Raw genomic sequence first — 23833 nt, 5'->3', positions numbered from 1 at the left:
AGATAAGTTGAGCACCTTCAGCGCCCCCAAGGGCACCTACGACCTGCTGCCGCCGAGCTCCGCCACCTACCTGGCGATCCGCGAGCGGCTGAGTGCCCCGCTGCGCCGCTCCGGCTACGGCTACATCGAGACCCCGGTCTTCGAGGACATCAAGCTCTTCTCCCGGGGCGTCGGTGAGTCCACCGACATCGTCTCCAAGGAGATGTTCTCGCTGACCAAGCGCGGCAAGGAGGATCTCGCGCTGCGTCCCGAGGGCACCGCCTCGGTGGTCCGCGCGACCCTCCAGGCCAACCTGCACAAGCTCGGCAACCTGCCGGTCAAGCTCTGGTACTCGGGCTCCTTCTACCGCTACGAGCGCCCGCAGGCCGGCCGGTACCGCCAGTTCGCCCAGATCGGTGCCGAGGCGATCGGTGCCGAGGACCCGGCGCTGGACGCCGAGTTGATCATTCTGGCCGACGACGCGTTCCGCTCGCTCGGGCTGAGCGACTACCGGCTGCTGGTCAACAGCCTGGGCGACAAGGAGTGCCGCCCGGTCTACCGCGCCGCGCTGGTGGACTTCCTGGCCGGGCTCGACCTGGACGAGGAGACCCGCCGCCGGGCCGAGATCAACCCGCTCCGGGTGCTCGACGACAAGCGGCAGTCGGTGCAGGACCAGCTGGTCGGCGCGCCGATGCTGCGGGACTACCTGTGCGAGGCGTGCAAGGCGTACGACGAGCAGGTCCGGGCGCTGCTGACCGGTGCCGGGGTGGCCTTCGTCGACGACCCGAAGCTGGTCCGCGGGCTCGACTACTACACCCGGACCACCTTCGAGTTCGTGCACGGGGGTCTCGGCGCCCAGTCCGCGATCGGCGGCGGTGGCCGCTACGACGGTCTCTCCGAGATGCTCGGCGGCCCGGCGCTGCCGTCCGTCGGCTGGGGCCTCGGCGTGGACCGCACCTTCCTCGCGATGGAGGCCGAGGGCATCGTCCTGGACCTGCCCGCCACCACCTCGGTGTACGCCGTGGCACTCGGCGAGGAGGCCAAGAACGTGCTGTTCGGCAAGGTCACCGAGCTGCGCCGGGCCGGCATCGCCACCGACCTGGCCTTCGGTGTGAAGACCATCAAGAACGCCATGAAGTCCGCCGACCGTTCCGGCGCCCGCTTCGCCCTGGTCGCCGGGGACCGAGATCTCGCCGCCGGTGTGGTCCAGCTCAAGGACCTGACCACCGGCGAGCAGATCCCCGTCGAACTCGAAGCACTCGTCACCACCCTGAAGGAGAAGCAGCTGTGATCCGCACGCACGACGCGGGCACGCTCCGCGCGGAGCACGCCGGAACGACCGTCACCCTGGCCGGCTGGGTCGCCCGCCGCCGCGACCACGGCGGCGTGGCCTTCATCGACCTGCGCGACGCCTCCGGCACCGTGCAGATCGTCGCCCGCGACCTGGAGGCGATCGGGGACCTGCGCTCCGAGTACTGCGTCAAGGTCGTCGGCGAGGTCCGGGTCCGCCCGGAGGGCAACGAGAACCCGGAGATCCCGACCGGCAAGGTCGAGGTCGTGGTCGGCGCCCTGGAGGTGCTCTCCGAGTCCGCCGCGCTGCCGTTCCAGGTCGCCGAGTACGAGCCCGGCACGGTCAACGAGGAGGTCCGCCTCCGCTACCGCTACCTGGACCTGCGCCGCGAGGGCCCGGCCCGCGCGCTGCGCCTGCGCTCCAAGGTGAACCACGTCATCCGTACGGTGATGGAGGAGAACGACTTCCTCGACATCGAGACCCCGTACCTGACCCGGTCCACCCCCGAGGGCGCCCGCGACTTCCTGGTCCCGGTCCGGCTCCAGCCGGGCCACTGGTACGCCCTGCCGCAGTCGCCGCAGCTGTTCAAGCAGCTGCTGATGGTGGCCGGCATGGAGCGGTACTACCAGATCGCCCGCTGCTTCCGGGACGAGGACTTCCGCGCCGACCGGCAGCCGGAGTTCACCCAGCTCGACATCGAGGCCTCGTTCGTCGACCAGGAGGACATCCTGGCGCTCGGCGAGAAGGTCGTCTCCCGGATCTGGTCCGAGGTGCACGGCTACGAGCTGCCCAGCCCGTTGCCCCGGATGACCTACGCGGACGCGATGAACCGCTACGGCTCCGACAAGCCGGACGTCCGCTTCGGCCAGGAACTCACCGACCTCACCGAGTACTTCAAGGGCACCGAGTTCCGGGTCTTCCAGGCCCCGTACGTCGGCGCCGTGGTGATGCCCGGTGGCGCCTCCCAGCCGCGCAAGCAGCTGGACGCCTGGCAGGACTGGGCCAAGGCGCGCGGCGCCCGCGGCCTGGCCTACGTGCTGGTGGACGCCGAGACCGGCGAGCTGCGCGGCCCGGTGGCCAAGAACCTCTCCGAGGAGCACCTGGCCGGACTGGCGGCCGCCGCCGGTGCCAAGCCGGGTGACGCGGTGTTCTTCGCGGCGGGCAAGAAGACCGCCTCGCAGGAGCTGCTCGGCGCGGCCCGGCTGGAGATCGGCCGTCGCTGCAACCTGATCGACGAGTCGCAGTGGGCCTTCCTCTGGGTGGTCGACTTCCCGATGTTCGAGCCGATCGAGGACGACAAGGGCGAGTTCCAGGGCTGGCACGCGGTGCACCACCCGTTCACCGCGCCGACCGCGGAGTCGCTGGCCTCCTTCGACACCGACCCGGGCAACGCGCTCTCCAACGCGTACGACCTGGTGCTGAACGGCTCGGAGCTGGGCGGCGGTTCGATCCGTATCCACCAGCGGGACGTGCAGAAGCGCGCGTTCGACGCGATCGGGCTCAGCGAGGAGGAGGCGCAGTCGCAGTTCGGCTTCCTGCTCGACGCCTTCAACTACGGTCCGCCGCCGCACGGTGGGGTTGCCTTCGGCCTGGACCGTATCGTCACCCTGCTCGGTGGGTACGACACCATCCGGGACGTCATCGCGTTCCCGAAGACCTCCACCGGTGGTGACCCGCTCACCGGTGCACCGACCCCGATCACCCCGGCCCAGCGCCGGGAGGCCGGTGTCGACGCCAAGCCCAAGCAGCGCGACGACGCCAAGTCCGAGACGGCGAACGAGGCCTGACGCAGGATCTGTACGATCAGGGCCCCGGTTCGGTGCGAGGTTTGCACCGGCCGGGGCCCTCGTATCATCTCGTCCACAAAGGCGTGGAAGGATCAACCATGAACGTCAGCACCAGAGTTGAGCACCCCTCGGACGCACCCGCGACCCGTCGGGTGCACATGGCCGCCTTCCCCGGACCGGACGAGGCCGACCTGGTGGACGCCCTGCGGCGGGACGGCAGTTGGCTGCCCGCGCTGTCGCTGGTCGCCGTGGACGAACGCGAACTCATCGTCGGGCACGCGCTGTTGACCCGACTGGAGGTCGGCGACGCGACGGCGCTGGCGCTGGCGCCGGTCGCGGTCGCGCCGGAGTGGCAGCGCAAGGGGGTGGGCGTCCTGCTGGTGCGGGCAGCCCTCGCTGCGGCGGTCGAGGCCGGCGAGAAGCTGGTGGTGGTGCTCGGTGACCCCGACTACTACGGCCGCTTCGGCTTCGTCCCGGCGGCGCGGCACGGGCTCACGGGGCCGTTCGACGTGTCGGGGGAGTACTTCCAGGCCCTCGCGTTGCCCGCCTACGACGGTAGTCCTCGGGGGCTCTGTCGGTATGCGGAGCCGTTCAGCGCGGTCTGAAGCTTTCTTCTGGCAGGTGCTCGGGGCTGCGCTGTATGCAGGTGCTCAGCCGTCGACCACCCAGGGGCTCAGGGCTGCACTGTAGGCAGGCGCTCAACGGTCCACTACCCAGGGGCTCGGGGAACTGCGAGGAGATCTGGCGTTCGGGTCACTGCGAAAGTGCCTTACCACCTACGCAACGGTCACCTTTTACGAGGTCGGCGTCGCAGTTCCCCGAGCCCCTGGACCGTAGCCGGTGAGCACCTGCCAAAAGGTCGGCGTCGCCCGCGCGGCGGAGCCGCACGACAGCCTAGAGGTGGACGGTTTCGCGGCAGGCGTCGATGAAGGCGGTCATGGCCCGGGTGAGGGGGCGTTCGCGGAGCCAGTGGAGGCCGACGTGGCTGGGGCTGAGGCCGGTGACGTTGCGGTAGGCGACGTCGGGGCGGGAGGCGAGGCGGCGCATCGCCTCGGGGGCGAAGCCGACGCCCTGGCCGCAGGCGACGGCGGCGAGCCATTCGTCGGCGTTGTGGGCGACGGCACCGATCCGGGCCGGGCGGCCGTCGCGTTCGGCGGCGCCCAGCCAGTAGTCGCGCCAGAAACCGGCCTCGGCGGGGATGGCGACGAAGGGTTCGGCCAGCACGTCCCGGACGTCCAGGACCTGGTGGGCGGCCAGCGGGTGTTCGGAGGAGAGCACGGCGATCCGGTCGACCACGGCCAGCCGGGCGGCGGCGTACTCGGGGCCGAGGTCGGCGGGGGCGTGCCAGAGGGCGAGGTCGATCTCGCCGGTGGCGAGGCCGGAGCTGACGTCGAACCAGTTGTTCTGCCGCATCCGGACCTGCCAGCCGGGCATCCGCCGGCCGAACTCGGCCATGGTGGCCAGGCCGACCAGGTTGATGGTGCTGCCCTCGAAACCGACCCGGAGCAGGCCCTCGGCCTCGGTGGCGGCCTGCCGGGCGGCCCGGACCGCGCCGTCCCAGCCGGCCAGGACGGCCGCCGTGTGGCCGGCCAGCGCCTCGGCGGCCGGGGTGGGGGTGACACCGGTGCGGGTGCGTTCGAACAGCTGGACCCCGAGCTGGGCCTCCAGCTGCCGGATCTGCTTGGTCAGGGTCGGCTGGGAGACGGACAGCCGGGCCGCCGCCGCGGTGAGCTGGCCCTCCTCGCAGACCACGGCGAAGGAGCGCAGCAACCCGGTGTCGATGTCCATGCCCCCAGGTTATGGAACGGGGAATTGGACCCGTGGGCCGGGGCTGCGGCAGGGTGGTCCACTCATCGGCGGGGTTTCCGGCACCGGCAGTACAGGGGTCTCCCGGTGCCGGACCGCGCCGACCTGCGGGCGCGGTTGATCGGCCGTAACGTGAGTGCTCATCAGCACCCGTGACTGGAGGGCCCGATGGCGGCGGACGGCAGGAAGAGACTCCCGAAGAAGCCGTACGAGAAGGAGCTGCTCCGTCTGCAGAGCGAGTTGGTGAAGCTCCAGGAGTGGGTCAGGGCCGAGGGGGTCCGCCTGGTGGTGCTCTTCGAGGGCCGGGACGCCGCCGGCAAGGGCGGCGCGATCAAGCGGGTGACCGAGTACCTCAACCCCCGGGTCGCCAGGATCGCCGCGCTGCCCGTCCCGACCGAGCGTCAGCGCGGGCAGTGGTACTTCCAGCGGTACGTGGAGCAGCTGCCCGCCGCCGGCGAGATCGTGCTGTTCGACCGGAGCTGGTACAACCGCGCCGGGGTGGAGAAGGTGATGGGGTTCTGCACCCCGGAGGAGTACTGGCAGTTCCTGCACCAGGCCCCGACCTTCGAGCGGATGCTGATCGAGGCGGGCATCGAGCTGCGCAAGTACTGGTTCTCGGTCAGCGACACCGAGCAGGAGCGGCGGTTCCGGGACCGGCTGGAGGACCCGCTGCGGCGCTGGAAGCTCTCGCCGATGGACACCGAGTCGATCTCACGCTGGGAGGACTACTCCCGGGCCAAGGACGAGATGTTCGTCTACACCGACATCCCGGAGTCGCCCTGGAACGTGGTGGAGAGCGACGACAAGCGGCGCGCCCGGATCAACATGATCGCCCACCTGCTCTCCACGCTGCCGTACCACGAGGTCAGCCTGCCCGACGTGGAGCTGCCGCCCCGGCCGTCCTCCCGGGGCTACCAGCGGCCGCCGCGCGACCTGCAGAAGTACGTGCCCGACCACGCCGCCAAGCTGAAGAAGTAGAGCTGTCGGCGCCCTGGCATACCCTTCAGGCGTGGAACCGGACCTCTTCACCGCAGCCGCCGAGGAACGCCAGAGCCAGGAGCCCGGGCGGGCCCCGCTGGCCGTACGGATGCGTCCGCGCACCCTGGACGAGGTGGCCGGGCAGCGGCAGCTGCTGAAGGACGGGTCGCCGCTGCGGCGGTTGGTGACCAGTACCCGAGGCCCGGCCGCGACCAGTTCGGTGATCCTCTGGGGGCCGCCCGGGACGGGCAAGACCACGCTGGCGCACGTGATCAGCCAGGCCGTCGAGGGCCGGTTCGTGGAGCTCTCCGCGATCACCGCCGGGGTCAAGGAGGTCCGGGCGGTGATCGAGGGCGCCCGGCGGGCGGTCGGGATGAGCGGCCGGGAGACGGTGCTGTTCCTGGACGAGATCCACCGCTTCTCCAAGGCCCAGCAGGACTCGCTGCTGCCCGCCGTGGAGAACCGCTGGGTCACCCTGATCGCGGCCACCACGGAGAATCCGTACTTCTCGGTGATCTCCCCGCTGCTGTCCCGCTCGCTGCTGCTCACGCTGGAGTCGCTGACCGACGAGGACATCCGGCTGCTGCTGCGCCGCGCGGTGGTCGACGAGCGCGGTCTGGGCGGGCGGCTGACGCTGAGCCAGGAAGCGGAGGACCACCTGGTCCGGCTGGCCGGGGGAGACGCCCGCCGCTCGCTCACCACGCTGGAGGCGGCGGCCGGGGCGGCGCTGGAGAAGGGTGAGGAGACCATCTCGCTGGCCACCACCGAGACGGCGGTGAACCAGGCGGCGGTCCGCTACGACAAGGACGGCGACCAGCACTACGACGTGGCCAGCGCCCTGATCAAGTCGATCCGGGGCAGCGACGTGGACGCCACCCTGCACTACCTGGCGCGGATGATCGAGGCCGGCGAGGACCCGCGGTTCATCGCCCGGCGGCTGATGATCTCGGCCAGCGAGGACGTCGGGCTGGCCGACCCCACCGCCTTGCAGACGGCCGTCGCGGCGGCCCAGGCGGTGGCCCTGATCGGCTTCCCGGAGGCCCGGATCATCCTGTCCCAGGCCGCCATCGCGCTGGCGCTGGCCCCCAAGTCGAACGCGGCCTACCTGGCGATCGACGCGGCGCTGGAGGACATCCGGCAGGGGCTGGCCGGCCCGGTGCCGCCGCATTTGCGGGACGGGCACTACAAGGGCGCGGCCAAGCTCGGCCACGCCCAGGGGTACCAGTACCCGCACGACCTGCCCGAGGGCATCGCCGGCCAGCAGTACGCGCCGGACGCGGTGCACGGCAAGGAGTACTACCGGCCGACCAGGCGCGGCGGCGAGGCCCGGTACGCGGACACCGTGGAGTGGACCAGGGCCCGACTCAAGGGCGATCAGTAAACCTGTATGCTGTCCCGAAGTGCCTTGTCCCGGGTACGGCGGTGAGCGTGAGCCCACCGACCGTCCGCACCAGCGGGGCAGTGGCCCGAGACTCCCTCTCGCAGGGGGTCTCCTGGAGCGTTGCGCACCGTTTTCGGTGTCGCGGGCAGCCCATCACCTTCCCGGCGATGGGCCGCACGTGTGCAAGCACGGATGTGCCCGGCCAGGAGAGCGGCTGATCACCCCTCGGGGTGGTTTTTCTCCTGGTCGCGAGAAGCGACCTCCATCAACACCTGGTGCAGCCGTATTCATTCGCAAGGAAGGTTTGGTTCATGGCGAACCAGAAGCGCCCCAAGGTCAAGATTGCCCGTGCCCTGGGCATTCCGCTGACCCCGAAGTCCGTCAAGTACTTCGAGGCCCGCCCGTACCCGCCCGGCCAGCACGGCCGTGGCCGCAAGCAGAACTCTGACTACAAGGTCCGTCTGACCGAGAAGCAGCGTCTGCGCGCGCAGTACGACCTCAGCGAGAAGCAGATGGCCCGCGCGTTCGACCGCGCGAAGAAGGCCGAGGGCAAGACCGGTGACGCGCTGATCGCCGAGCTCGAGGTCCGCCTCGACTCGCTGGTGCTGCGTTCGGGCATCGCCCGCACCATCTACCAGGCCCGCCAGATGGTCGTTCACGGCCACATCGAGGTCAACGGTGGCAAGGTCAACAAGCCGTCGTTCCAGCTGAAGCCGGGCTACGTCGTCACCGTGCGTGAGCGTAGCAAGGAGAAGGTCCCGTTCCAGGTCGCCCGTGAGGGTGGCTACGCGGGTGAGGGTCAGACCCCGAAGTACCTCGAGGTCAACCTCCGCGCCCTGGCGTTCCGCCTGGACCGTGCCCCGCAGCGTCGTGAGGTCCCCGTGATCTGCGACGAGCAGCTGGTCGTCGAGTACTACTCGCGCTGACCCGCAGTCGGTACCGAGCCCCGTGGCCTTTCGGCTGCGGGGCTCGGCCCGTTCCTGGGGGTCTCCACCGACTCGCGGCCCAGCGCCCGGGCGGCCGCCTGGTCCAGGTCGAGCGCGGCGCCCAGCGCGAACGCCTCGGCGAACTCCTGCTCGGTCAGCCCCTCCCCGGTCCGCTCCTCGCAGGTCCGGTACGGGCCGTTGAACGAGGTGGAGCCGAAGAACGGCTTCCCGACGGCCCGCCAGATCCGGTGCGCCGCGCCCTGCAGCACCCGGGCCTCGTACAGGTCGGGGGTCGGCCCCTCGGTCTCCAGCACCGCCAGCATGTCGAGTGCCAGCACCACCCCGAGCAGGTCCCGGAACAGGTGGTTGAGCCGCACGCACTCCCGGGCGTGCGCCCGGGCGGTGCGCAGCTCGCCGCCGGTCCAGCTGGAGAACGCCATCGCGTAGAGCCCGTAGGCGTACGCCCACTGCTCGCCGTGCTCCTCGCAGGTCTCCCTGACCCGCTCCAGCCAGCGCATGCCGCTCGCGGTCTCGCCCTGGAACAGGTAGGCGACGCCGAGCTCGAACATCGCCATCACCACGTTGCTGTTCAGCTCGCCGATCGCGTCGTAGTGCCACAGCGCGTCCTCGAACAGCCGGGTGGCCCGGCCGAGTTCGTCCCCGATCAGCGCGGCGCAGCCCTGCCGGTGCACGGCGTAGGCCAGCGCCCGGTCGTCGCCGGTCTCCAGGGCCTGCCGGTGACACTCCGCCAGCGCGGGCCTGGCCCGGGCCAGGTCCCCCTGCAGGGTGGCCATATACCCGGTGACCCAGAGCGCCTTGGCCCGGGCCTCGGTCGGCTCGGGGGCCAGCGCGAGCGCCCGGTCCAGCCAGTGCCGGCCCTCGCCCAGGTGGCCGGAGCCGACCCAGTAGAACCAGAGCGTGCCCGCCAGCAGCAGCGCCAGCTGCTCCTCGCCGGGCTCGGCCAGGCAGAACTCCAGTGCGGTCCGCAGGTTGGGGTGGGCCAGCCTGGTCCGCTCGGCGGTCGCCTGCTGGCGCGGGCCGAACCACTCGATCTCGCCCCAGCTGGCCACCCCGAGGTACCAGTCGCGGTGCCGGCAGCGCAGCCGGTACTCCTCGCCGGTGGCGCGCAGCCACTGGGCGCCGTACTCGCGCAGGGTGTCCAGCAGCCGGTACCGGACGCCGAGTTCGCCGTCCTCCCGGAGCAGGACCGACTTGCCGATCAACTCGCCGATCAGGTCCAGGAGTTCGTCGGCGGCCAGGCCCTCGCCGACGCAGACGTACTCGGCCGACTCCAGGTCGAAGCTGCCGGCGAAGACCGAGAGCCGGGCCCAGGTTAAACGTTCCTTCGGCGTGCAGAGCTCATGGCTCCAGCCGATCGTGGTGCGCAGCGTCTGGTGCCGTTCGGGGGCGGCCCGGTCGCCGCCGGTGAGCAGCCGGAACCGGTCGTTCAGGCGGAGCGCGATCTGCTCGACGGAGAGTGCCCGCAGCCGGCCGGCGGCCAGCTCCACGGCCAGCGGGATACCGTCCAGCCGCCGGCAGAGCCGGGTGACCTCGGCCAGGTTGCGGTCGGTCAGCTCGAAGCCCGGCAGCACGGCGACGGCCCGGTCCGCGAACAGCCGGACCGCCTCGGCGGGGGTCCCGTCCGGGGCGGTGACCGGCAGCGGGGCGATCGGCATCCGGTGCTCGCCCGGCACCCGCAGGGTCTCCCGGCTGGTGGCCAGCACCCGGAGCCCGGGCGCGGCCCGCAGCAGGGTCGCCACCAGCTCTGCGCAGGGCTCCACCAGGTGCTCGCAGCCGTCCAGCACGATCAGCAGCTCGCGGTCGGCCAGCTGCTCGACCAGCACGTCGGTCGGCGGCCGGGCGGTCGAGTCGGTCAGCCGGAGCGCCTCCAGCACGGCGTGCCCGAGCAGCAGCGGGTCCTGGACCGCACCGACCTCAACCAGGCGGACGCCGTCCGCGAAGCGGCTCGCCGCCGCAGCGGCCGCGCGCAGCGCCAGCCGGGTCTTGCCGACCCCGCCCGGGCCGGTCACGGTGACCAGCCGACCGGCCGACAACAGGCTTGCCAGACCCGCGAGTTCGGCCTCGCGACCGACGAAGCTGGTCAGGTCCGCGGGCAGCCGGTCTGTCGCACTGAACACTTCCGTCGCCCCCGTGACCGAGACCAGGGCTCGCGACCTACGAGCCATCCCGCCCAACGAGGTGACCCACCGGTGGGTTACTGATGAGCAGGCAGTCCGGAAGGCAGGGGCTCGGGGCTCTGCTGTTGTGCGGCTCCGCCGCGTGGGCGACGCCAACTTTTTGCAGGTGGCTCAGCCCGCTACGGAGTCAGGGGCTCGGGGAACTGCGACGCCGGCCTCGGAGAAGGTAATCCGTGCGTAGGTGGTCAGGGACTTTCGCAGTGACCCGAACGCCAGATCTCCTCGCAGTTCCCCGAGCCCCTGGGTAGTCGACGGCTGAGCGCCTGCCTATGGTGCAGCCCCGAGCCCCTGGGTAGTTGACGGCTGAGCGCCTGCCTATGGTGCAGCCCCGAGCCCCCGGGTAGTTGACGGCTGAGCGCCTGCCTATGGTGCAGCCCCGAGCCCCTGGGTAGTGGACCGCTGAGCGCCTGCCTGCGGCGCAGCCCCGAGCCCTGCGAGTAACTCGTTGCGGAGCGCGATAGGGTTCGAGTCTGAGATACGTGGCAAGTAGGGAGCGCGCAAGGTGTCCGTGGGAGAGCTGGCCGGCCTGTTGGTGGCCGTGTTCTGGGCGGTCCTGGTCACCCTGCTCGCCGTGGTGCTGGTGCGGCTCTCGAAGGTGCTGCGGGAGGCGACCGTGCTGGTCGCCGCCGTGACCGAGCAGGCCGTGCCGCTGCTGACCGACGCGGGGGCTGCCGTCCGCAGTGCGAACGAGCAGTTGGAGCGGGTCGACGAGATCACCGCCAACGTGCAGGACGCCGCGGCCAACGCCAACGCGCTGTCGTCCACCGTCGCCGCCACCATCGGGGGACCGCTGGTGAAGGTGGCCGCGTTCAGCTACGGCGTCCGCAAGGCGGTCAGCCGCCGGCAGGCCGGTCTGACGGTGCCCCAGCAGGCGGGCGAGCGGGAGGAACTGGCCCGGTTGATCCGGGCCGAGGTCCGGGCGGCCACCGCGCCGCGCGGTGGCGGACTGCTGGGCCGGGTCCGCCGAGCGGTGAGGGGCTGACCATGGTGCGACGCATCTTCTGGATGGCGGTCGGCGCCGGCGCCACCGTCTGGGCCATGAACAAGGCCAACGAGGCCGTGCACCGGCTCACCCCCGACAGCCTGTCCGGCACCGCCGCGCGCGGCGCCCTGCACCTGGGCGACGCGGCCAAGCAGTTCGCCGCCGACGTCCGGGCCGGGATGGCCGAGCGCGAGGAGCAGCTGCGCGGCGACCTCGGGCTGGACGGCACCGCCGTGGTCGAGCCGACCCGGCGACGGGCGCTCCGCGGCGAGCCGCAGTACCGAGCTATCTCGGCGGCACCCGGCTCCCCGGCTGCCGCCCTGCGCCCCAGCAAGCATCGCAAGACCCCCCAGGCCGTTGATTCGACGCCGCGTCAGCTCGACGAGCTGCCCGGCGGAACCACCAACCGGAAGGACCAATGATGGAGTCGGCAGAGATCCGCCGCCGGTGGCTGCGCTTCTTCGAGGAGCGCGGCCACACCGTTGTTCCGTCGGCGTCCCTGGTCGCCGACGACCCCACCCTGCTGCTGGTCCCGGCCGGCATGGTGCCGTTCAAGCCGTACTTCCTCAGCGAGGTCAAGCCGCCCTTCAGCCGCGCGACCAGCGTGCAGAAGTGTGTCCGGACCCCGGACATCGAGGAGGTCGGGAAGACCACCCGGCACGGCACCTTCTTCCAGATGTGCGGCAACTTCTCCTTCGGCGACTACTTCAAGGAGGGGGCGATCAGCTATGCGTGGGAACTGCTGACCACCCCCGTCGCGGAGGGCGGTTACGGCCTGGAGCCCGAGAAGCTCTGGATCACCGTCTACCAGGACGACGACGAGGCCGAGGCCATCTGGCGGGACAAGATCGGTGTCCCGGCCGAGCGGATCCAGCGCCTGGGCAAGGCCGACAACTTCTGGTCGATGGGCGTCCCCGGCCCGTGCGGCCCCTGCTCGGAGATCAACTACGATCGCGGCCCCGCCTACGGCGAGGAGGGCGGACCCGCCGTCAACGGCGAGCGCTACATGGAGATCTGGAACCTGGTCTTCATGCAGTACGAGCGCGGCGCCGGCTCCGGCAAGGACGACTTCCCGATCCTGGGCGACCTGCCCAACCAGAACATCGACACCGGTCTCGGTCTGGAGCGCCTGGCCACCATCCTGCAGGGCGTCGACAACCTCTTCGAGATCGACACCAGCCGGATGATCCTGGACCGCGCCGCCCAGCTGACCGGCCACACCTACGGCGCCGACAGCAAGTCCGACGTCTCGCTGCGCGTGGTCGCCGACCACATCCGCACCTCGGTCATGCTCGTCTCCGACGGCGTCACCCCCGGCAACGAAGGCCGCGGCTACGTGCTGCGCCGCATCCTGCGCCGGGCCATCCGCAACATGCGCCTGCTGGGTGCCACCGAGCCGGTCGCCAAGGTGCTCGCGGACATCACCATCGACGCGATGGGCCCGCAGTACCCGGAGCTGTTCACCGAGAAGGGCCGGATCGAGGCCGTCATCGTCGGGGAGGAGGCCTCCTTCCTGGAGACGCTGCGCAGCGGCACCCTGCTGCTGGACACGGCGGTCGCCGAGACCAAGTCCGCAGGGTCGGCCGTGATCGCCGGCGCCAAGGCGTTCCAGCTGCACGACACCTACGGCTTCCCGATCGACCTCACCCTGGAGATGGCCGCCGAGCAGGGCCTGTCGGTGGACGAGGACGGCTTCCGCAGCCTGATGAAGGAGCAGCGGGACCGGGCCAAGGCCGACGCCAAGGCCAAGAAGCACGGCCACGCCGACGTCTCCGCCTACCGCGAGGTGGCGGACCGCTCGGGCGCCACCGTCTTCACCGGGTACACCGAGTCGCACGGTGAGGCCACCGTGGTCGGTCTGCTGGTCGACGGTGTGTCGGCTCCGGCCGCGCACGAGGGTGACGACATCGAGCTGGTGCTCGACCGCACCCCGTTCTACGCCGAGGGCGGCGGCCAGCTGGCCGACCAGGGCAGGATCCGGCTGGACTCCGGTGCCGTGGTCGAGGTCCGCGACGTGCAGGCGCCGGTCCCCGGTGTGGTCGTGCACAAGGGCCGCGTGGTGGTCGGTGAGGTCGTGCTGGGCGCCCAGGCGTTCACCCAGATCGACCTGGACCGCCGCCGGGCGATCGCCCGTGCGCACTCGGCCACCCACCTGACCCACCAGGCGCTGCGGGACGCGCTCGGCCCCACCGCCGCGCAGGCCGGGTCCGAGAACGCCCCGGGCCGGTTCCGGTTCGACTTCGGCGCGCCCGCCGCGGTGCCGGGCTCGGTGCTGGTGGACGTGGAGCAGAAGATCAACGACGTGCTGACCCGCGAGCTCGAGGTCACCGCCGAGGTGATGACGATGGATCAGGCCCGCAAGTCGGGTGCCATCGCGATGTTCGGCGAGAAGTACGGCGACGCGGTCCGGGTGGTGACCATCGGCGACTTCTCCAAGGAGCTCTGCGGTGGCACGCACGTCGGCAACACCGCCCAGCTGGGCCTGGTGAAGCTGCTCGGCGAGGCGTCGATCGGCGCCGGGGTGCGCCGGGTGGAGGCGCTGGTCGGCGCCGACGCGTACAGGTTCCTGGCCAAGGAGCACACCGTGGTGGCCCAGCTCACCGAGCTGGTGAAGGGCCGTCCGGAGGAGCTGCCGGAGAAGATCTCGGGCATGCTCGCCAAGCTCAAGGACGCCGAGAAGGAGATCGAGCGCTTCCGCGCCGAGAAGGTGCTCGCGCTCGCCGCCGGTCTGGCCTCCGGTGCCGAGGACGTCAACGGCGTCTCGGTGGTGGCCGCCCGGGTCGCCGACGGCACCGGCGCCGACGACGTGCGCAAGCTGGTCCTCGACGTGCGGGCCCGGCTCGGCTCCCGCCCCGCCGTGGTCGCCGTCTTCACGGTGGCCAACGACCGGCCGGTGACCGTGATCGCCACCAACGAGGACGCCCGTGGCCGCGGCGTCAAGGCCGGTGAGCTGGTCAAGGTCGCCGCCAAGACCCTCGGCGGCGGCGGTGGCGGCAAGGACGACGTCGCCCAGGGCGGCGGTACCAACCCCGCCGCCGTGGACCAGGCGATCGCCGCCGTCCGCGGTCTGGTCGCCGAGCGCGCCGTCTGATGGAGGCTCAGGAGGAGAAGGTCTTCCGCCGGGGCCGCCGGATCGCCGTGGACGTCGGCGACGCCCGGATCGGGGTCGCGTCCTGCGACCCCGACGGGCTGATCGCCACCCCGGTGGAGACAGTCCCGGCGGGCGGCCGCTCGCAGGCCAGGATCAAGGCGATCGTCGAGGAGTACGACGCCGTCGAGGTGGTGGTCGGCCTGCCCCGCTCGCTGAGCGGCAAGGAGGGCCCGGCCGCCGCCAAGGTCCGCGAGTACGCGGGCCGGCTGGCTATGCTGGTCTACCCGGTGACGGTCCGTCTGGTGGACGAGCGGATGACCACGGTCACCGCTGCCCAGGCCATGCGGGCCTCCGGCCGGAGCTCGAAGAAGGGCCGTTCGGTGATCGACCAGGCAGCCGCCGTGGTGATCCTGCAGAGCGCCCTTGAGACCGAACGGGTGAGTGGTCGCGCCCCTGGTGAGAGCGTCGAGCCGGTCAGCTGATCATTCTGGTCTAGCGTCCCGGACGGGGCACCTGCGGAACTCCGCGGGTGCCCCGTTCCGCATTCGGAGGGGACGAGGCCATGACCGATCCGTACACCGCACCCGGTCTGACCCCGGGACTGACGCCCGGTCACCTCGGTGCGCCGGTGGCCGAGCCCGAGGGGCTGCCGCCGGGGCACGCGCCGGGGATCGAACCGCCCGACCCGCGTCGGCTGCGCAGCGGCCTGGCCTGCTGCCTCAGCGTGCTGGCCGTGGTCGGGGTGCTCGGCCTGGCGGCGCTGGCGGCCTTCCTGCTCTGGCCGTCCGGCCAGGAGAAGGCGGCGGACTTCGCCGGGGCGGGCACCGGCAGCGTGCAGGTCTCGGTGGTCCAGGGCGCGACGCTGACCCAGATCGGCCAGACCCTGCAGAAGGAGGGTGTGGTGGCCAGCGTCCGGGCCTTCACCGAGGCGGCGGCCAAGAGTCCGGCGGGCACCCGGATCCAGCCGGGCACGTACACGCTTCGGCTGCGGATGGCGGCCGTCTCCGCGCTGAACGTGCTGCTGGACCCGGCCAACGCCAACGCGCTGACCATCCCCGAGGGCCGCCGGGCCGAGCAGGTCTACGCCGCGATCGACCAGAAGCTCGGGCTCGCGGAGGGCACCACCAAGGGGGTGGCCGGGCAGCAGGCCGGGGCGCTGGGCCTGCCGGACGCGGCCCGGGGCAACCCGGAGGGCTACCTCTTCCCCGCCACCTACCCGGTCACCGGCGAGACCACCCCGCTGATGCTGCTCCAGCTGATGGTGGCCCAGGCGGCCAAGCGGCAGACCGCCGACGGGCTGGCGGAGGCGGCCGACGCGTACGGCCGCAGCCCGTACGAGATCCTCACCCTGGCCAGCCTGGTGCAGGGGGAGGCGGACAACCCCGAGGACATGGCCAAGGTGGCCAGGGTGGTCTACAACCGGCTGCAGAAGTCGATGCCGCTGCAGTTCGACTCGACCATCAACTACGCGCTGAACCGGTCGACCCTGACCACCACGGCGGGCGACGCCAAGCTCGACTCGCCGTTCAACACCTACCTGCACCAGGGCCTGCCGCCGACCCCGATCGCCAACCCCGGGCGGGACGCGCTCCAGGCCGCCGCGCACCCGGCCGAGGGGGACTGGCTGTACTTCGTGACCGTAGGGCCGGGCGACACCCGCTTCACCGACAGCTTCGACCAGCACCAGCGGAACGTGGCCGAGTTCAACGCCCGGCAGGCCGCGCGCTCCTCCTCACCCAGCGCGGACGGTCGCTGACCGTCCGTCCGGGCCCGCCGGAGGGAGCGCTGCGGTACGGTAACGTCTCCCTCCAGGCGTTGCGCTAGCACGCCGGTTCGAGACGTCTTGCCGGATCGGCTTAAGGGGATCCATGACTGATCTGGGCGGGGGCTACCAGCCCCAGGGCACGCGGCCTTGGCAGCCGGGCGATCCCGGCCCGGGCGACCAGTGGCAGCAGCCGCAGTACGCCCAGGACCAGTACGGCGGTGGCCAGCAGGGGTTCCCGCAACAGCAGCCGCAGCAGCCGCAGTACGGCCAGCCGCAGCAGCCGCAGTACGTGCAGCCCCAGCAGCCCGGGTACCCGCAGCAGGGCCAGTACGGCGGCTACGGCCAGCCGCAGCAGCCGGGTTACCCGCAGCAGCCGCAGTACGGCCAGCCGCAACAGCAGCAGCCGCCGCAGTACGTCCAGCAGCCGCAGCAGCCGCGCCGCCCGATGCCGCAGCAGGGCTACAACCAGCCCCCGCAGCCGGCCGCGCCGCAGCCCACCGGGCCCGGCCCGGACGGCATCGACTGGGAGGCCGAGGCCGCCGCGCTGGACGCGCCGCAGGCCCGGCCGGTGGTCGTCGAGCCCGAGCCGGAGCCGTGGGTGGACGACGAGCCCGAGGCGAACCAGGAGCCGGAGCAGGAGTCCTTCTTCGGCGGCCAGGACGACTCCCGTTCGGCCGAGCGCAACCGCAAGGAGAAGGGCAAGAAGTCCGGCCGCCGCAACCGCGGCGCCTGCCTGGTGGTCGCGCTGGTGCTGCTCGGCGGCGTGGGCGGGGCCGGCTGGTGGGGTTACGGCTTCTACCAGGACCACTTCGGGCCGCCGCCGGACTTCTCCGGTGCCGGTGCGGGCACGGTGCAGGTCGAGATCAAGCCGGGCCCCGGCGAGCAGATGGGCCGGACGCTGCTGGCCGCGGGTGTGGTGAAGAGCGTCGAAGCCTTCACCTCGGCCTTCACCAGGAACTCCAAGGCCAACACGATCCAGCCGGGCTTCTTCACCATGCACCACCAGATGTCCGGCGACGAGGCCGTGAAGCTGCTGGTCGACTCGGCCGGCGGGGACGCGCTGATCGTGCCCGAGGGCAAGACCGCCGCGGTCACCTACGGCCTGATCGACGACAAGCTCAAGCTGGCCAAGGGCACCACCGCCAACGTGGCGAAGGCCCAGGTCGCCACCCTCGGCCTCCCGCCGTACTCCGGCGGCAACATCGAGGGCTTCCTGTACCCGACCAAGTACTCGATCAGCCAGGGCATGAAGCCGGAAGACCTGCTCAAGCAGATGGTCGCCAACGCCATCCAGCACTACCAGGCGCTCAACCTGGACGCAGGGGCGCAGAAGGCCGGTCTGAAGAGCGGCTACGACGTGCTGATCGCGGCCAGCATCCTGCAGGCCGAGGGCAACAACTCGGCGGACTTCGGCAAGATGGCCCGGGTCATCAGCAACCGGCTGAACACCGACATCACCCAGCACAAGCTGGGCATGGACACCACGCTGCAGTACTTCCTGGGTCGCACCAAGCTGACGTCGAAGGAGATCGACGACGGGTCGACCAAGTTCAACACCTACGTGAACACGGGCCTGCCGCCCACCCCGATCTCCAACCCGGGGGAGGACGCGCTCAAGGCGGTGCTCAACCCGACCCCGGGCAACGTGGCGTTCTTCATCGCGATGTCTGCGACGGAGACCCGCTTCACGGACTCCTACGCGGAGCACCTGAAGAACGTCGAGGAGTACTGCACCGCGCACAACCAGGGCTTCGACAAGGGCCGCGGGCACTGCAAGTAGCCCGGGCCGACAGGAGAACGGCATGACTGTGACCTCCCGCCACCGGGCGGCGGTGCTCGGTTCGCCGATCGCGCACTCGCTCTCCCCGGTGCTGCACCGGGCCGGGTACGCGGCGCTCGGGCTGACGCACTGGCAGTACGGGCGGCACGAGGTGGACGAGGCCGGGCTGCCGGGGTTCGTCGCCGGTCTCGACCCGGCGGAGTGGGCCGGGCTGTCGCTGACCATGCCGCTGAAGCGGGCGATCCTCCCGCTGCTGGACGAGGTCAGCCCGACCGCGCTGAGCGTGGACGCGGTGAACACGGTGGTGTTCGGCGCGGACGGCCGGCGGCGTGGGGACAACACCGACGTGCCCGGGCTGGTGAACGCGCTCCGCGAGCGCGGCATCGACTCGGTCGAGGCGGCCTCGGTGCTCGGCGCGGGCGCGACCGCCTCCTCGGCGCTGGCCGCACTGGCCCAGGTCTGCACCGGCGAGGTCACCGTCTACGTGCGCAGCGTCGAGCGGGCCGCCGAGATGCGCGAGCTCGGCGAGCGGCTCGGTCTGAAGCTGCGGACCGCCGACTGGGCGGACGGTGCGCAGGCGCTGGCCGCGCCGCTGACCGTGTCGACCACCCCGGCCGGCGCCACCGACGCGTTCGCCCCGGCGATCCCCGACGCGCCCGGCGCGCTGTTCGACGTGCTCTACCACCCGTGGCCGACCGCCCTGGTGGCGGCCGTCGAGGGGAAGGGCGCCACCGTGCTGGGCGGACTCGACCTGTTGGTGCATCAGGCGGTGCTCCAGTTCGAGTACTTCACCGGCGTGGCCGAGGGGCCGCTGGCCGCGCTGCGGGCGGCGGGCGAGGCCGCGCTGGCCGACGCGAGCTGACACTGTTCGGACCGATCATGTCCGCAACGCGGACCGTGCGCCCGATGGCTCCCGGGACGTGAAAGGATCGTGGGAACGAACGCCCGGCCTTCCGGCCGCTGACGAAGGAGCTCCCGTTGGGTACGTTGCGCTGGCTCACGGCGGGGGAGTCGCACGGCCCCGCACTGGTCGCGACGCTGGAGGGCCTGCCGGCCGGAGTGCCGGTGACCACCGAGCTGGTCGCCGACGCGCTGGCCCGACGGCGGCTCGGTTACGGCCGCGGCGCCCGGATGAAGTTCGAACAGGACGAGGTCACCTTCCTCGGCGGCGTCCGGCACGGCGAGACCATGGGTTCCCCGGTCGCCGTGATGGTCGGCAACACCGAGTGGCCGAAGTGGGAGCAGGTCATGTCGGCCGACCCGGTCGACCCGGAGATCCTCGCGGGCCTGGCCAGGAACGAGGCGCTGACCCGCCCGCGCCCCGGCCACGCCGACCTGGCCGGGATGCAGAAGTACTCGATCGACGAGGCCCGCCCGATCCTGGAGCGCGCCTCCGCCCGGGAGACCGCGGCCCGGGTCGCGCTCGGCGCGGTGGCCCGCTCCTACCTCAAGGCGACCTGCGGCATCGAGATCGTCTCGCACGTGGTCGAGCTGGCCGCCGCCAAGGCCCCGGCCGGCGTGCTGCCGCTGCCCTCGGACGAGGCCCGCCTCGACGAGGACCCGGTGCGCTGCCTGGACCCGGACGCGTCGAAGGCGATGATCGCCGAGATCGACCAGGCCCACAAGGACGGCGACACCCTGGGTGGCGTGGTCGAGGTGCTGGCGTACGGCGTGCCGGTGGGCCTCGGCTCGCACGTGCACTGGGACCGCCGGCTGGACTCCCGGCTGGCCGCCGCGCTGATGGGCATTCAGGCGATCAAGGGCGTCGAGGTCGGCGACGGCTTCGAGCTGGCCCGGGTGCCCGGCTCGCAGGCGCACGACGAGATCGTGCCGAGCACCGAGGGCATCAAGCGGACCTCCGGCCGCTCCGGCGGCACCGAGGGCGGCCTGTCCACCGGTGAGCTGCTCCGGGTGCGGGCCGCGATGAAGCCGATCGCGACCGTGCCGCGCGCGCTGCAGACCGTGGACGTCCGCACCGGTGAGGTCGCCAAGGCGCACCACCAGCGCTCGGACGTCTGCGCCGTGCCGGCCGCGGGCATCGTCGCCGAGGCGATGGTGGCCCTGGTGCTGGCCGACGCGGTGGCGGAGAAGTTCGGTGGCGACAACGTTTCCGAGACCCGCCGCAACGTGCAGGGCTACCTCGACAACCTGATCGTCCGATGACCGCACCGCTCGTCGTGCTGGTCGGCCCGCCCGGGGCCGGCAAGAGCACGGTCGGCCGGCTGCTGGCCGAGCGGCTGGACGTCGCCTTCCGGGACACCGACCAGGACATCGAGCAGCTCGCGGGCAAGCCGATCCCGGAGATCTTCATCGACGAGGGTGAGCCGCACTTCCGGGCGCTGGAGGTGCGCGCCGTCGAGGCGGCCGCCACCGCGCACGAGGGCGTGCTCGCGCTCGGCGGCGGCGCCGTGCTGGCGGAGCCGACCCGGGAGCTGCTGCGCGGGCTCCCGGTGGTGTTCCTGGAGGTGGCGCTCGGCGACGCGGTCAAGCGGGTCGGCCTGGACGCCCCGCGCCCGCTGCTCGCGGTGAACCCCCGGGCGGCCTGGCGCGAGCTGATGGAGGCCCGCCGCCCGCTCTACCTGGAGGTGGCCGCCGCGGTGGTGGCCACCGAGGGCCGTTCGCCGGAGCAGGTCGCGGACGCCGTACTGGAAGCACTGGAGTTGAAGACAGCATGAGCGACACCGTCACCATCCACGTCGGCGGCAGTGCCGGGCACGACCCGTACGACGTGCTGATCGGCCGTCAGCTGCTCGGCGAGCTGGGCCGGTTGATCGGCACCCGGGCCAAGCGGGTGGCGATCATCCACCCCGAGGCGCTGGAGGCCACCGGCGAGGCGATCCGGGAGGACCTGGCCGCCGAGGGCTACGACGCGATCCTGCTGCAGGTGCCGAACGCCGAGGAGGCGAAGAGCGCCGAGGTGGCCGCGTACTGCTGGTCGGTGCTCGGGCAGACCGGCTTCACCCGCAGCGACGTGATCGTCGGCCTGGGCGGCGGCGCCACCACCGACCTGGCCGGCTTCGTGGCGGCCACCTGGCTGCGCGGGGTGCGCTGGGTGTCGATGCCCACCACGCTGCTCGGCATGGTGGACGCGGCGGTCGGCGGCAAGACCGGCATCAACATCGCCGAGGGCAAGAACATGGTCGGCGCCTTCCACCCGCCGGTGGGCGTGCTGGCCGACCTGGCCACCCTGGAGACCGTGCCCGAGCACGACTACGTCTCCGGCCTGGCCGAGGTGATCAAGTGCGGCTTCATCGCCGACCCGGTGATCCTGGACCTGATCGAGGCCGACCCGGAGGGCGCGAAGACGCCGGCCGGGCCGCACACGGTGGAGCTGATCCGCCGGGCGATCCAGGTCAAGGCGGACGTGGTCTCCGGCGACCTCAAGGAGAACGGCCTCCGCGAGATCCTGAACTACGGCCACACCCTGGGCCACGCGATCGAGCGCAACGAGCGGTACAAGTGGCGGCACGGCGCCGCGATCTCCATCGGCATGGTGTTCGCCGCCGAACTCGGCCGGCTGGCCGGGCGGTTGGACGACGAGACGGCCGACCGGCACCGCGCGGTGCTCGGCTCGGTCGGCCTGCCGCTGACCTACCGGGCGGACGCCTGGCCGAAGCTGCTGGACGCCATGAAGATCGACAAGAAGTCGCGCGGCGACCTGCTGCGCTTCATCGTGCTGGACGGTCTGGCCAAGACCTCGGTGCTGGAGGGCCCCGACCCGACGGTCCTGGTGGCCGCCTACGCGGAGGTCTCCGCGTGAGCCGGGTCCTGGTGCTGAACGGCCCCAACCTGGGCCGGCTGGGCAGCCGGGAGCCGGACGTCTACGGCGCCACCTCGTACGCCGGGCTGGTCGAGCGCTGCACCGCGCTCGGCACGGAGCTCGGCTTCGAGGTGGAGGTCAAGGAGACCAACTCCGAGCAGCAGATGATCGAGTGGCTGCACTGGGCCGCCGACGAGAAGACCCCCGTGGTGATCAACCCGGGCGCCTTCACGCACTACTCGTACGGGATGCGGGACGCCGCCGCGCAGCGGACCGCGCCGCTGATCGAGGTGCACATCTCCAACCCGTACGCCCGGGAGACGTTCCGGCACAACTCGGTGATCGCCTCGGTGGCCTCCGGGACCATCGCCGGATTCGGGATCGGCAGCTACGAGTTGGCGCTCCGGGCGCTCGCCGAGCAGCTCAGCGCGGGCTGACGACCGGTCAGCGGTACTGATCATTTGGCCGGTGGCGGGCTGTGCCCGCCACCGGGCCGACGTGTAGTGTCCCCGTCGGGAGGTGCTCAGTGACGCACGCAGGGGGAGGTCAGGTGCCGCCGGGTTATCCGGCCCGGCCGCCGTACCCGCCGCAGGCCGCCACCGGTCACTTCGCCCTGCCGACCGGCGCGCCGGTGCAGCTGCCGCCGCCGCAGGCCCCCGCCCTCACCGTCGCGGTGCTGCTGATCGGCCCCGCCGGGGCGGGCAAGACCACGGTGGCCAGGCACTGGGCCGAGCGCCGCCCGACCGCGACCGCGCACATCAGCCTGGACGACGTCCGGGAGTGGGTGCAGTCCGGCTTCGCCAACCCGCAGTCCGGCTGGAACAACGCCTCCGAGGCGCAGTACCGGCTGGCCCGCCGCACCTGCGGCTTCGCCTGCCGGAACTACCTGGCCAACGGCATCTCCTGCATCATCGACGACGCGGTCTTCCCCGACCTGCCGGCCGTCGGCCTGGGCGGCTGGAAGCGGCACATCGGCCCCGGCATGATCCCGGTGGTGCTGCTGCCCGGCCTCGACTCGGTGCTGGCCAGGAACGCCCGCCGGAGCGGTACCCGTCGCCTGAGCGACGAGGAGGTGGCCCGGATCCACGGCCGGATGGCCGGCTGGTACAACTCCGGGCTGCCGATCATCGACAACTCGCACCTCGACGTCCCGAGCACCGCGGCCGCCCTGGACCAGGTGATAGCAGGCCGGCTGGCGGGCCGCTGACGCAGCCGGACTGTCGGCCCCAGCTGCGATGATGGTCGGGTAGCCGGATCTCCAAGGGGGAGCAGCCTTGCCCGAGGGCCACATCATCCACCGCCTCGCCACCGAGAACGCGAAGGCGTTCGCGCACCGCCCGCTCCGGGTCTCCAGCCCGCAGGGCCGGTTCGCCGAGGGCGCCGCCCTGGTCGACGGTCAGGTGCTCACCGAGGCCGAGGCGCACGGCAAGCACCTGTTCCTCGGCTTCGAGGCCGGAGCCTGGCTGCACATCCACCTCGGTCTCTACGGCGGCTTCAGCTTCGGCACGGGCCCGGCCCCCGCCCCGGTCGGGCTGATCCGGCTCCGGCTGGAGAGCGCGGAGTCGTACGCCGACCTGCGCGGCCCGAACACCTGCGAACTGCTCACGGGGGCCGAGAAGTCGGCGATCCACGCCCGGCTCGGGCCCGACCCGCTGCGCCCCGGCAGCGACCCGGGCCCGGCCTGGGAGCGGATCTCCCGGAGCCGGACCACGATCGCCGCCCTGCTGATGGACCAGAAGGTGCTGGCGGGCGTCGGCAACGTGTACCGGGCCGAGGTGCTGTTCCGGCTCGGCATCGACCCGCACCGCCCGGGCCGGGAGCTGACCCGGGCCGAGTGGGACGCGATCTGGGCCGACCTGGTGGCCCTGATGCACGAGGGCGCGGGCCTCGGCCGGATCGACACCGTCCGCCCGGAGCACACCCCCGAGGCGATGGGGCGTCCGCCCCGGGTGGACGACCACGGCGGCGAGGTCTACGTCTACCGGCGGGCCGCGCTGCCCTGCCTGGTCTGCGGCACCGAGGTGCGGACGGAGAACCACGCCGCCCGCAACCTCTTCTGGTGCCCGCGCTGCCAGCAGCGCTGACCGGTCGCCGTGCTCCCAGCGGCCC

Annotated in this window: 21 protein-coding genes; 19 read left to right on the top strand and 2 right to left on the bottom strand. The window is 72.0% G+C overall.

The window, feature by feature from the left end:
• Positions 1-7: 7 nt before the first annotated feature.
• From hisS to ACIRPK_RS01915, 3 genes are all read left to right on the top strand, one after another.
• A complete protein-coding gene (gene hisS, locus ACIRPK_RS01925; protein ID WP_403031538.1) occupies positions 8-1270 on the top strand; it encodes a histidine--tRNA ligase in 1263 nt (420 codons plus the stop codon).
• A complete protein-coding gene (gene aspS, locus ACIRPK_RS01920) occupies positions 1267-3057 on the top strand; it encodes an aspartate--tRNA ligase (RefSeq protein WP_403031536.1) in 1791 nt (596 codons plus the stop codon). The genes hisS and aspS overlap by 4 nt, the downstream gene beginning before the upstream one ends.
• Before the next feature lie 98 nt (positions 3058-3155).
• On the top strand, positions 3156-3662 hold the full coding sequence (locus tag ACIRPK_RS01915) for a GNAT family N-acetyltransferase (protein WP_403031534.1): 507 nt from the start codon (positions 3156-3158) through the stop codon (positions 3660-3662).
• 289 nt (positions 3663-3951) lie between these two features.
• On the opposite strand, the gene ACIRPK_RS01910 is transcribed toward ACIRPK_RS01915, so the two are convergent.
• Positions 3952-4845, bottom strand: coding sequence for a LysR family transcriptional regulator (locus ACIRPK_RS01910; protein ID WP_403031531.1), 894 nt, complete (start codon positions 4843-4845; stop codon positions 3952-3954).
• Positions 4846-5031: 186 nt separating this feature from the next.
• Here ACIRPK_RS01910 and ppk2 point away from each other — a divergent pair, with 186 nt between their 5' ends.
• From ppk2 to rpsD, 3 genes are all read left to right on the top strand, one after another.
• The gene (gene ppk2 / locus ACIRPK_RS01905; RefSeq protein ID WP_403031528.1) at positions 5032-5841 is read left to right on the top strand and encodes a polyphosphate kinase 2; all 810 of its coding nucleotides are present in this window, start codon (positions 5032-5034) and stop codon (positions 5839-5841) included.
• 31 nt (positions 5842-5872) lie between these two features.
• The gene (locus ACIRPK_RS01900; RefSeq protein WP_403031526.1) at positions 5873-7222 is read left to right on the top strand and encodes a replication-associated recombination protein A; all 1350 of its coding nucleotides are present in this window, start codon (positions 5873-5875) and stop codon (positions 7220-7222) included.
• A gap of 311 nt (positions 7223-7533) precedes the next feature.
• Positions 7534-8148, top strand: coding sequence for a 30S ribosomal protein S4 (rpsD, locus tag ACIRPK_RS01895; protein ID WP_184911720.1), 615 nt, complete (start codon positions 7534-7536; stop codon positions 8146-8148).
• On the opposite strand, the gene ACIRPK_RS01890 is transcribed toward rpsD, so the two are convergent.
• A complete protein-coding gene (locus tag ACIRPK_RS01890; RefSeq protein WP_403031523.1) occupies positions 8136-10286 on the bottom strand; it encodes an ATP-binding protein in 2151 nt (716 codons plus the stop codon). The genes rpsD and ACIRPK_RS01890 overlap by 13 nt on opposite strands.
• A 562-nt stretch (positions 10287-10848) precedes the next feature.
• Between ACIRPK_RS01890 and ACIRPK_RS01885 the strand changes: the two genes are divergently transcribed.
• From ACIRPK_RS01885 to ACIRPK_RS01825, 13 genes are all read left to right on the top strand, one after another.
• Positions 10849-11328, top strand: coding sequence for a DUF948 domain-containing protein (locus ACIRPK_RS01885; protein WP_403031520.1), 480 nt, complete (start codon positions 10849-10851; stop codon positions 11326-11328).
• Between the two features lie 2 nt (positions 11329-11330).
• On the top strand, positions 11331-11750 hold the full coding sequence (locus tag ACIRPK_RS01880) for a DUF6167 family protein (RefSeq protein WP_403031517.1): 420 nt from the start codon (positions 11331-11333) through the stop codon (positions 11748-11750).
• Positions 11750-14419, top strand: coding sequence for an alanine--tRNA ligase (alaS, locus tag ACIRPK_RS01875; RefSeq protein ID WP_403031514.1), 2670 nt, complete (start codon positions 11750-11752; stop codon positions 14417-14419). The genes ACIRPK_RS01880 and alaS overlap by 1 nt, the downstream gene beginning before the upstream one ends.
• Positions 14419-14901, top strand: coding sequence for a Holliday junction resolvase RuvX (gene ruvX, locus ACIRPK_RS01870; RefSeq protein WP_403031511.1), 483 nt, complete (start codon positions 14419-14421; stop codon positions 14899-14901). The genes alaS and ruvX overlap by 1 nt, the downstream gene beginning before the upstream one ends.
• An 80-nt stretch (positions 14902-14981) precedes the next feature.
• Positions 14982-16175 (top strand): endolytic transglycosylase MltG, encoded by a 1194-nt coding sequence (mltG, locus tag ACIRPK_RS01865; protein ID WP_403031508.1) that lies wholly within the window; start codon positions 14982-14984, stop codon positions 16173-16175.
• 112 nt (positions 16176-16287) lie between these two features.
• On the top strand, positions 16288-17964 hold the full coding sequence (mltG, locus tag ACIRPK_RS01860; RefSeq protein ID WP_403031505.1) for an endolytic transglycosylase MltG: 1677 nt from the start codon (positions 16288-16290) through the stop codon (positions 17962-17964).
• A 22-nt stretch (positions 17965-17986) separates the two neighbouring features.
• Positions 17987-18826, top strand: a complete 840-nt coding sequence (locus tag ACIRPK_RS01855; RefSeq protein ID WP_403031502.1) for a shikimate dehydrogenase — start codon at positions 17987-17989, stop codon at positions 18824-18826.
• Positions 18827-18942: 116 nt separating this feature from the next.
• On the top strand, positions 18943-20127 hold the full coding sequence (gene aroC / locus ACIRPK_RS01850) for a chorismate synthase (protein WP_403031499.1): 1185 nt from the start codon (positions 18943-18945) through the stop codon (positions 20125-20127).
• Positions 20124-20639: a shikimate kinase gene (locus tag ACIRPK_RS01845; RefSeq protein ID WP_403031496.1), complete on the top strand. Its 516-nt coding sequence runs from the start codon at positions 20124-20126 to the stop codon at positions 20637-20639. Before aroC ends, ACIRPK_RS01845 begins: the two co-directional genes overlap by 4 nt.
• Positions 20636-21724: a 3-dehydroquinate synthase gene (aroB, locus tag ACIRPK_RS01840; protein ID WP_403031493.1), complete on the top strand. Its 1089-nt coding sequence runs from the start codon at positions 20636-20638 to the stop codon at positions 21722-21724. The genes ACIRPK_RS01845 and aroB overlap by 4 nt, the downstream gene beginning before the upstream one ends.
• On the top strand, positions 21721-22161 hold the full coding sequence (gene aroQ, locus ACIRPK_RS01835) for a type II 3-dehydroquinate dehydratase (protein WP_403031491.1): 441 nt from the start codon (positions 21721-21723) through the stop codon (positions 22159-22161). The genes aroB and aroQ overlap by 4 nt, the downstream gene beginning before the upstream one ends.
• Positions 22162-22202: 41 nt before the next feature.
• The gene (locus ACIRPK_RS01830) at positions 22203-22931 is read left to right on the top strand and encodes an AAA family ATPase (RefSeq protein WP_403031488.1); all 729 of its coding nucleotides are present in this window, start codon (positions 22203-22205) and stop codon (positions 22929-22931) included.
• Positions 22932-22998: 67 nt separating this feature from the next.
• The gene (locus ACIRPK_RS01825) at positions 22999-23808 is read left to right on the top strand and encodes an Fpg/Nei family DNA glycosylase (protein ID WP_403031485.1); all 810 of its coding nucleotides are present in this window, start codon (positions 22999-23001) and stop codon (positions 23806-23808) included.
• Positions 23809-23833 lie beyond the last annotated feature (25 nt).

It is taken from the genome of Kitasatospora sp. NPDC101801 (genome assembly GCF_044766665.1).
Classification (GTDB): domain Bacteria; phylum Actinomycetota; class Actinomycetes; order Streptomycetales; family Streptomycetaceae; genus Kitasatospora.
Note: the sequence above shows the minus strand (reverse complement) of the source record. Positions and strands in the feature narration are given on the sequence as shown.

What these genes read in the sequence shown, in the direction of transcription:
- ruvX (WP_403031511.1), top strand. Translation starts at nt 14,419, where the DNA reads ATGGAGGCTCAGGAGGAGAAGGTCTTCCGCCGGGGCCGCCGGATCGCC.
- ppk2 (WP_403031528.1), top strand. Translation starts at nt 5,032, where the DNA reads ATGGCGGCGGACGGCAGGAAGAGACTCCCGAAGAAGCCGTACGAGAAG.
- ACIRPK_RS01880 (WP_403031517.1), top strand. Translation starts at nt 11,331, where the DNA reads ATGGTGCGACGCATCTTCTGGATGGCGGTCGGCGCCGGCGCCACCGTC.
- ACIRPK_RS01915 (WP_403031534.1), top strand. Translation starts at nt 3,156, where the DNA reads ATGAACGTCAGCACCAGAGTTGAGCACCCCTCGGACGCACCCGCGACC.
- aroB (WP_403031493.1), top strand. Translation starts at nt 20,636, where the DNA reads ATGAGCGACACCGTCACCATCCACGTCGGCGGCAGTGCCGGGCACGAC.
- mltG (WP_403031505.1), top strand. Translation starts at nt 16,288, where the DNA reads ATGACTGATCTGGGCGGGGGCTACCAGCCCCAGGGCACGCGGCCTTGG.
- ACIRPK_RS01855 (WP_403031502.1), top strand. Translation starts at nt 17,987, where the DNA reads ATGACTGTGACCTCCCGCCACCGGGCGGCGGTGCTCGGTTCGCCGATC.
- rpsD (WP_184911720.1), top strand. Translation starts at nt 7,534, where the DNA reads ATGGCGAACCAGAAGCGCCCCAAGGTCAAGATTGCCCGTGCCCTGGGC.
- ACIRPK_RS01845 (WP_403031496.1), top strand. Translation starts at nt 20,124, where the DNA reads ATGACCGCACCGCTCGTCGTGCTGGTCGGCCCGCCCGGGGCCGGCAAG.
- mltG (WP_403031508.1), top strand. Translation starts at nt 14,982, where the DNA reads ATGACCGATCCGTACACCGCACCCGGTCTGACCCCGGGACTGACGCCC.
- ACIRPK_RS01910 (WP_403031531.1), bottom strand. Translation starts at nt 4,845, where the DNA reads ATGGACATCGACACCGGGTTGCTGCGCTCCTTCGCCGTGGTCTGCGAG.
- alaS (WP_403031514.1), top strand. Translation starts at nt 11,750, where the DNA reads ATGGAGTCGGCAGAGATCCGCCGCCGGTGGCTGCGCTTCTTCGAGGAG.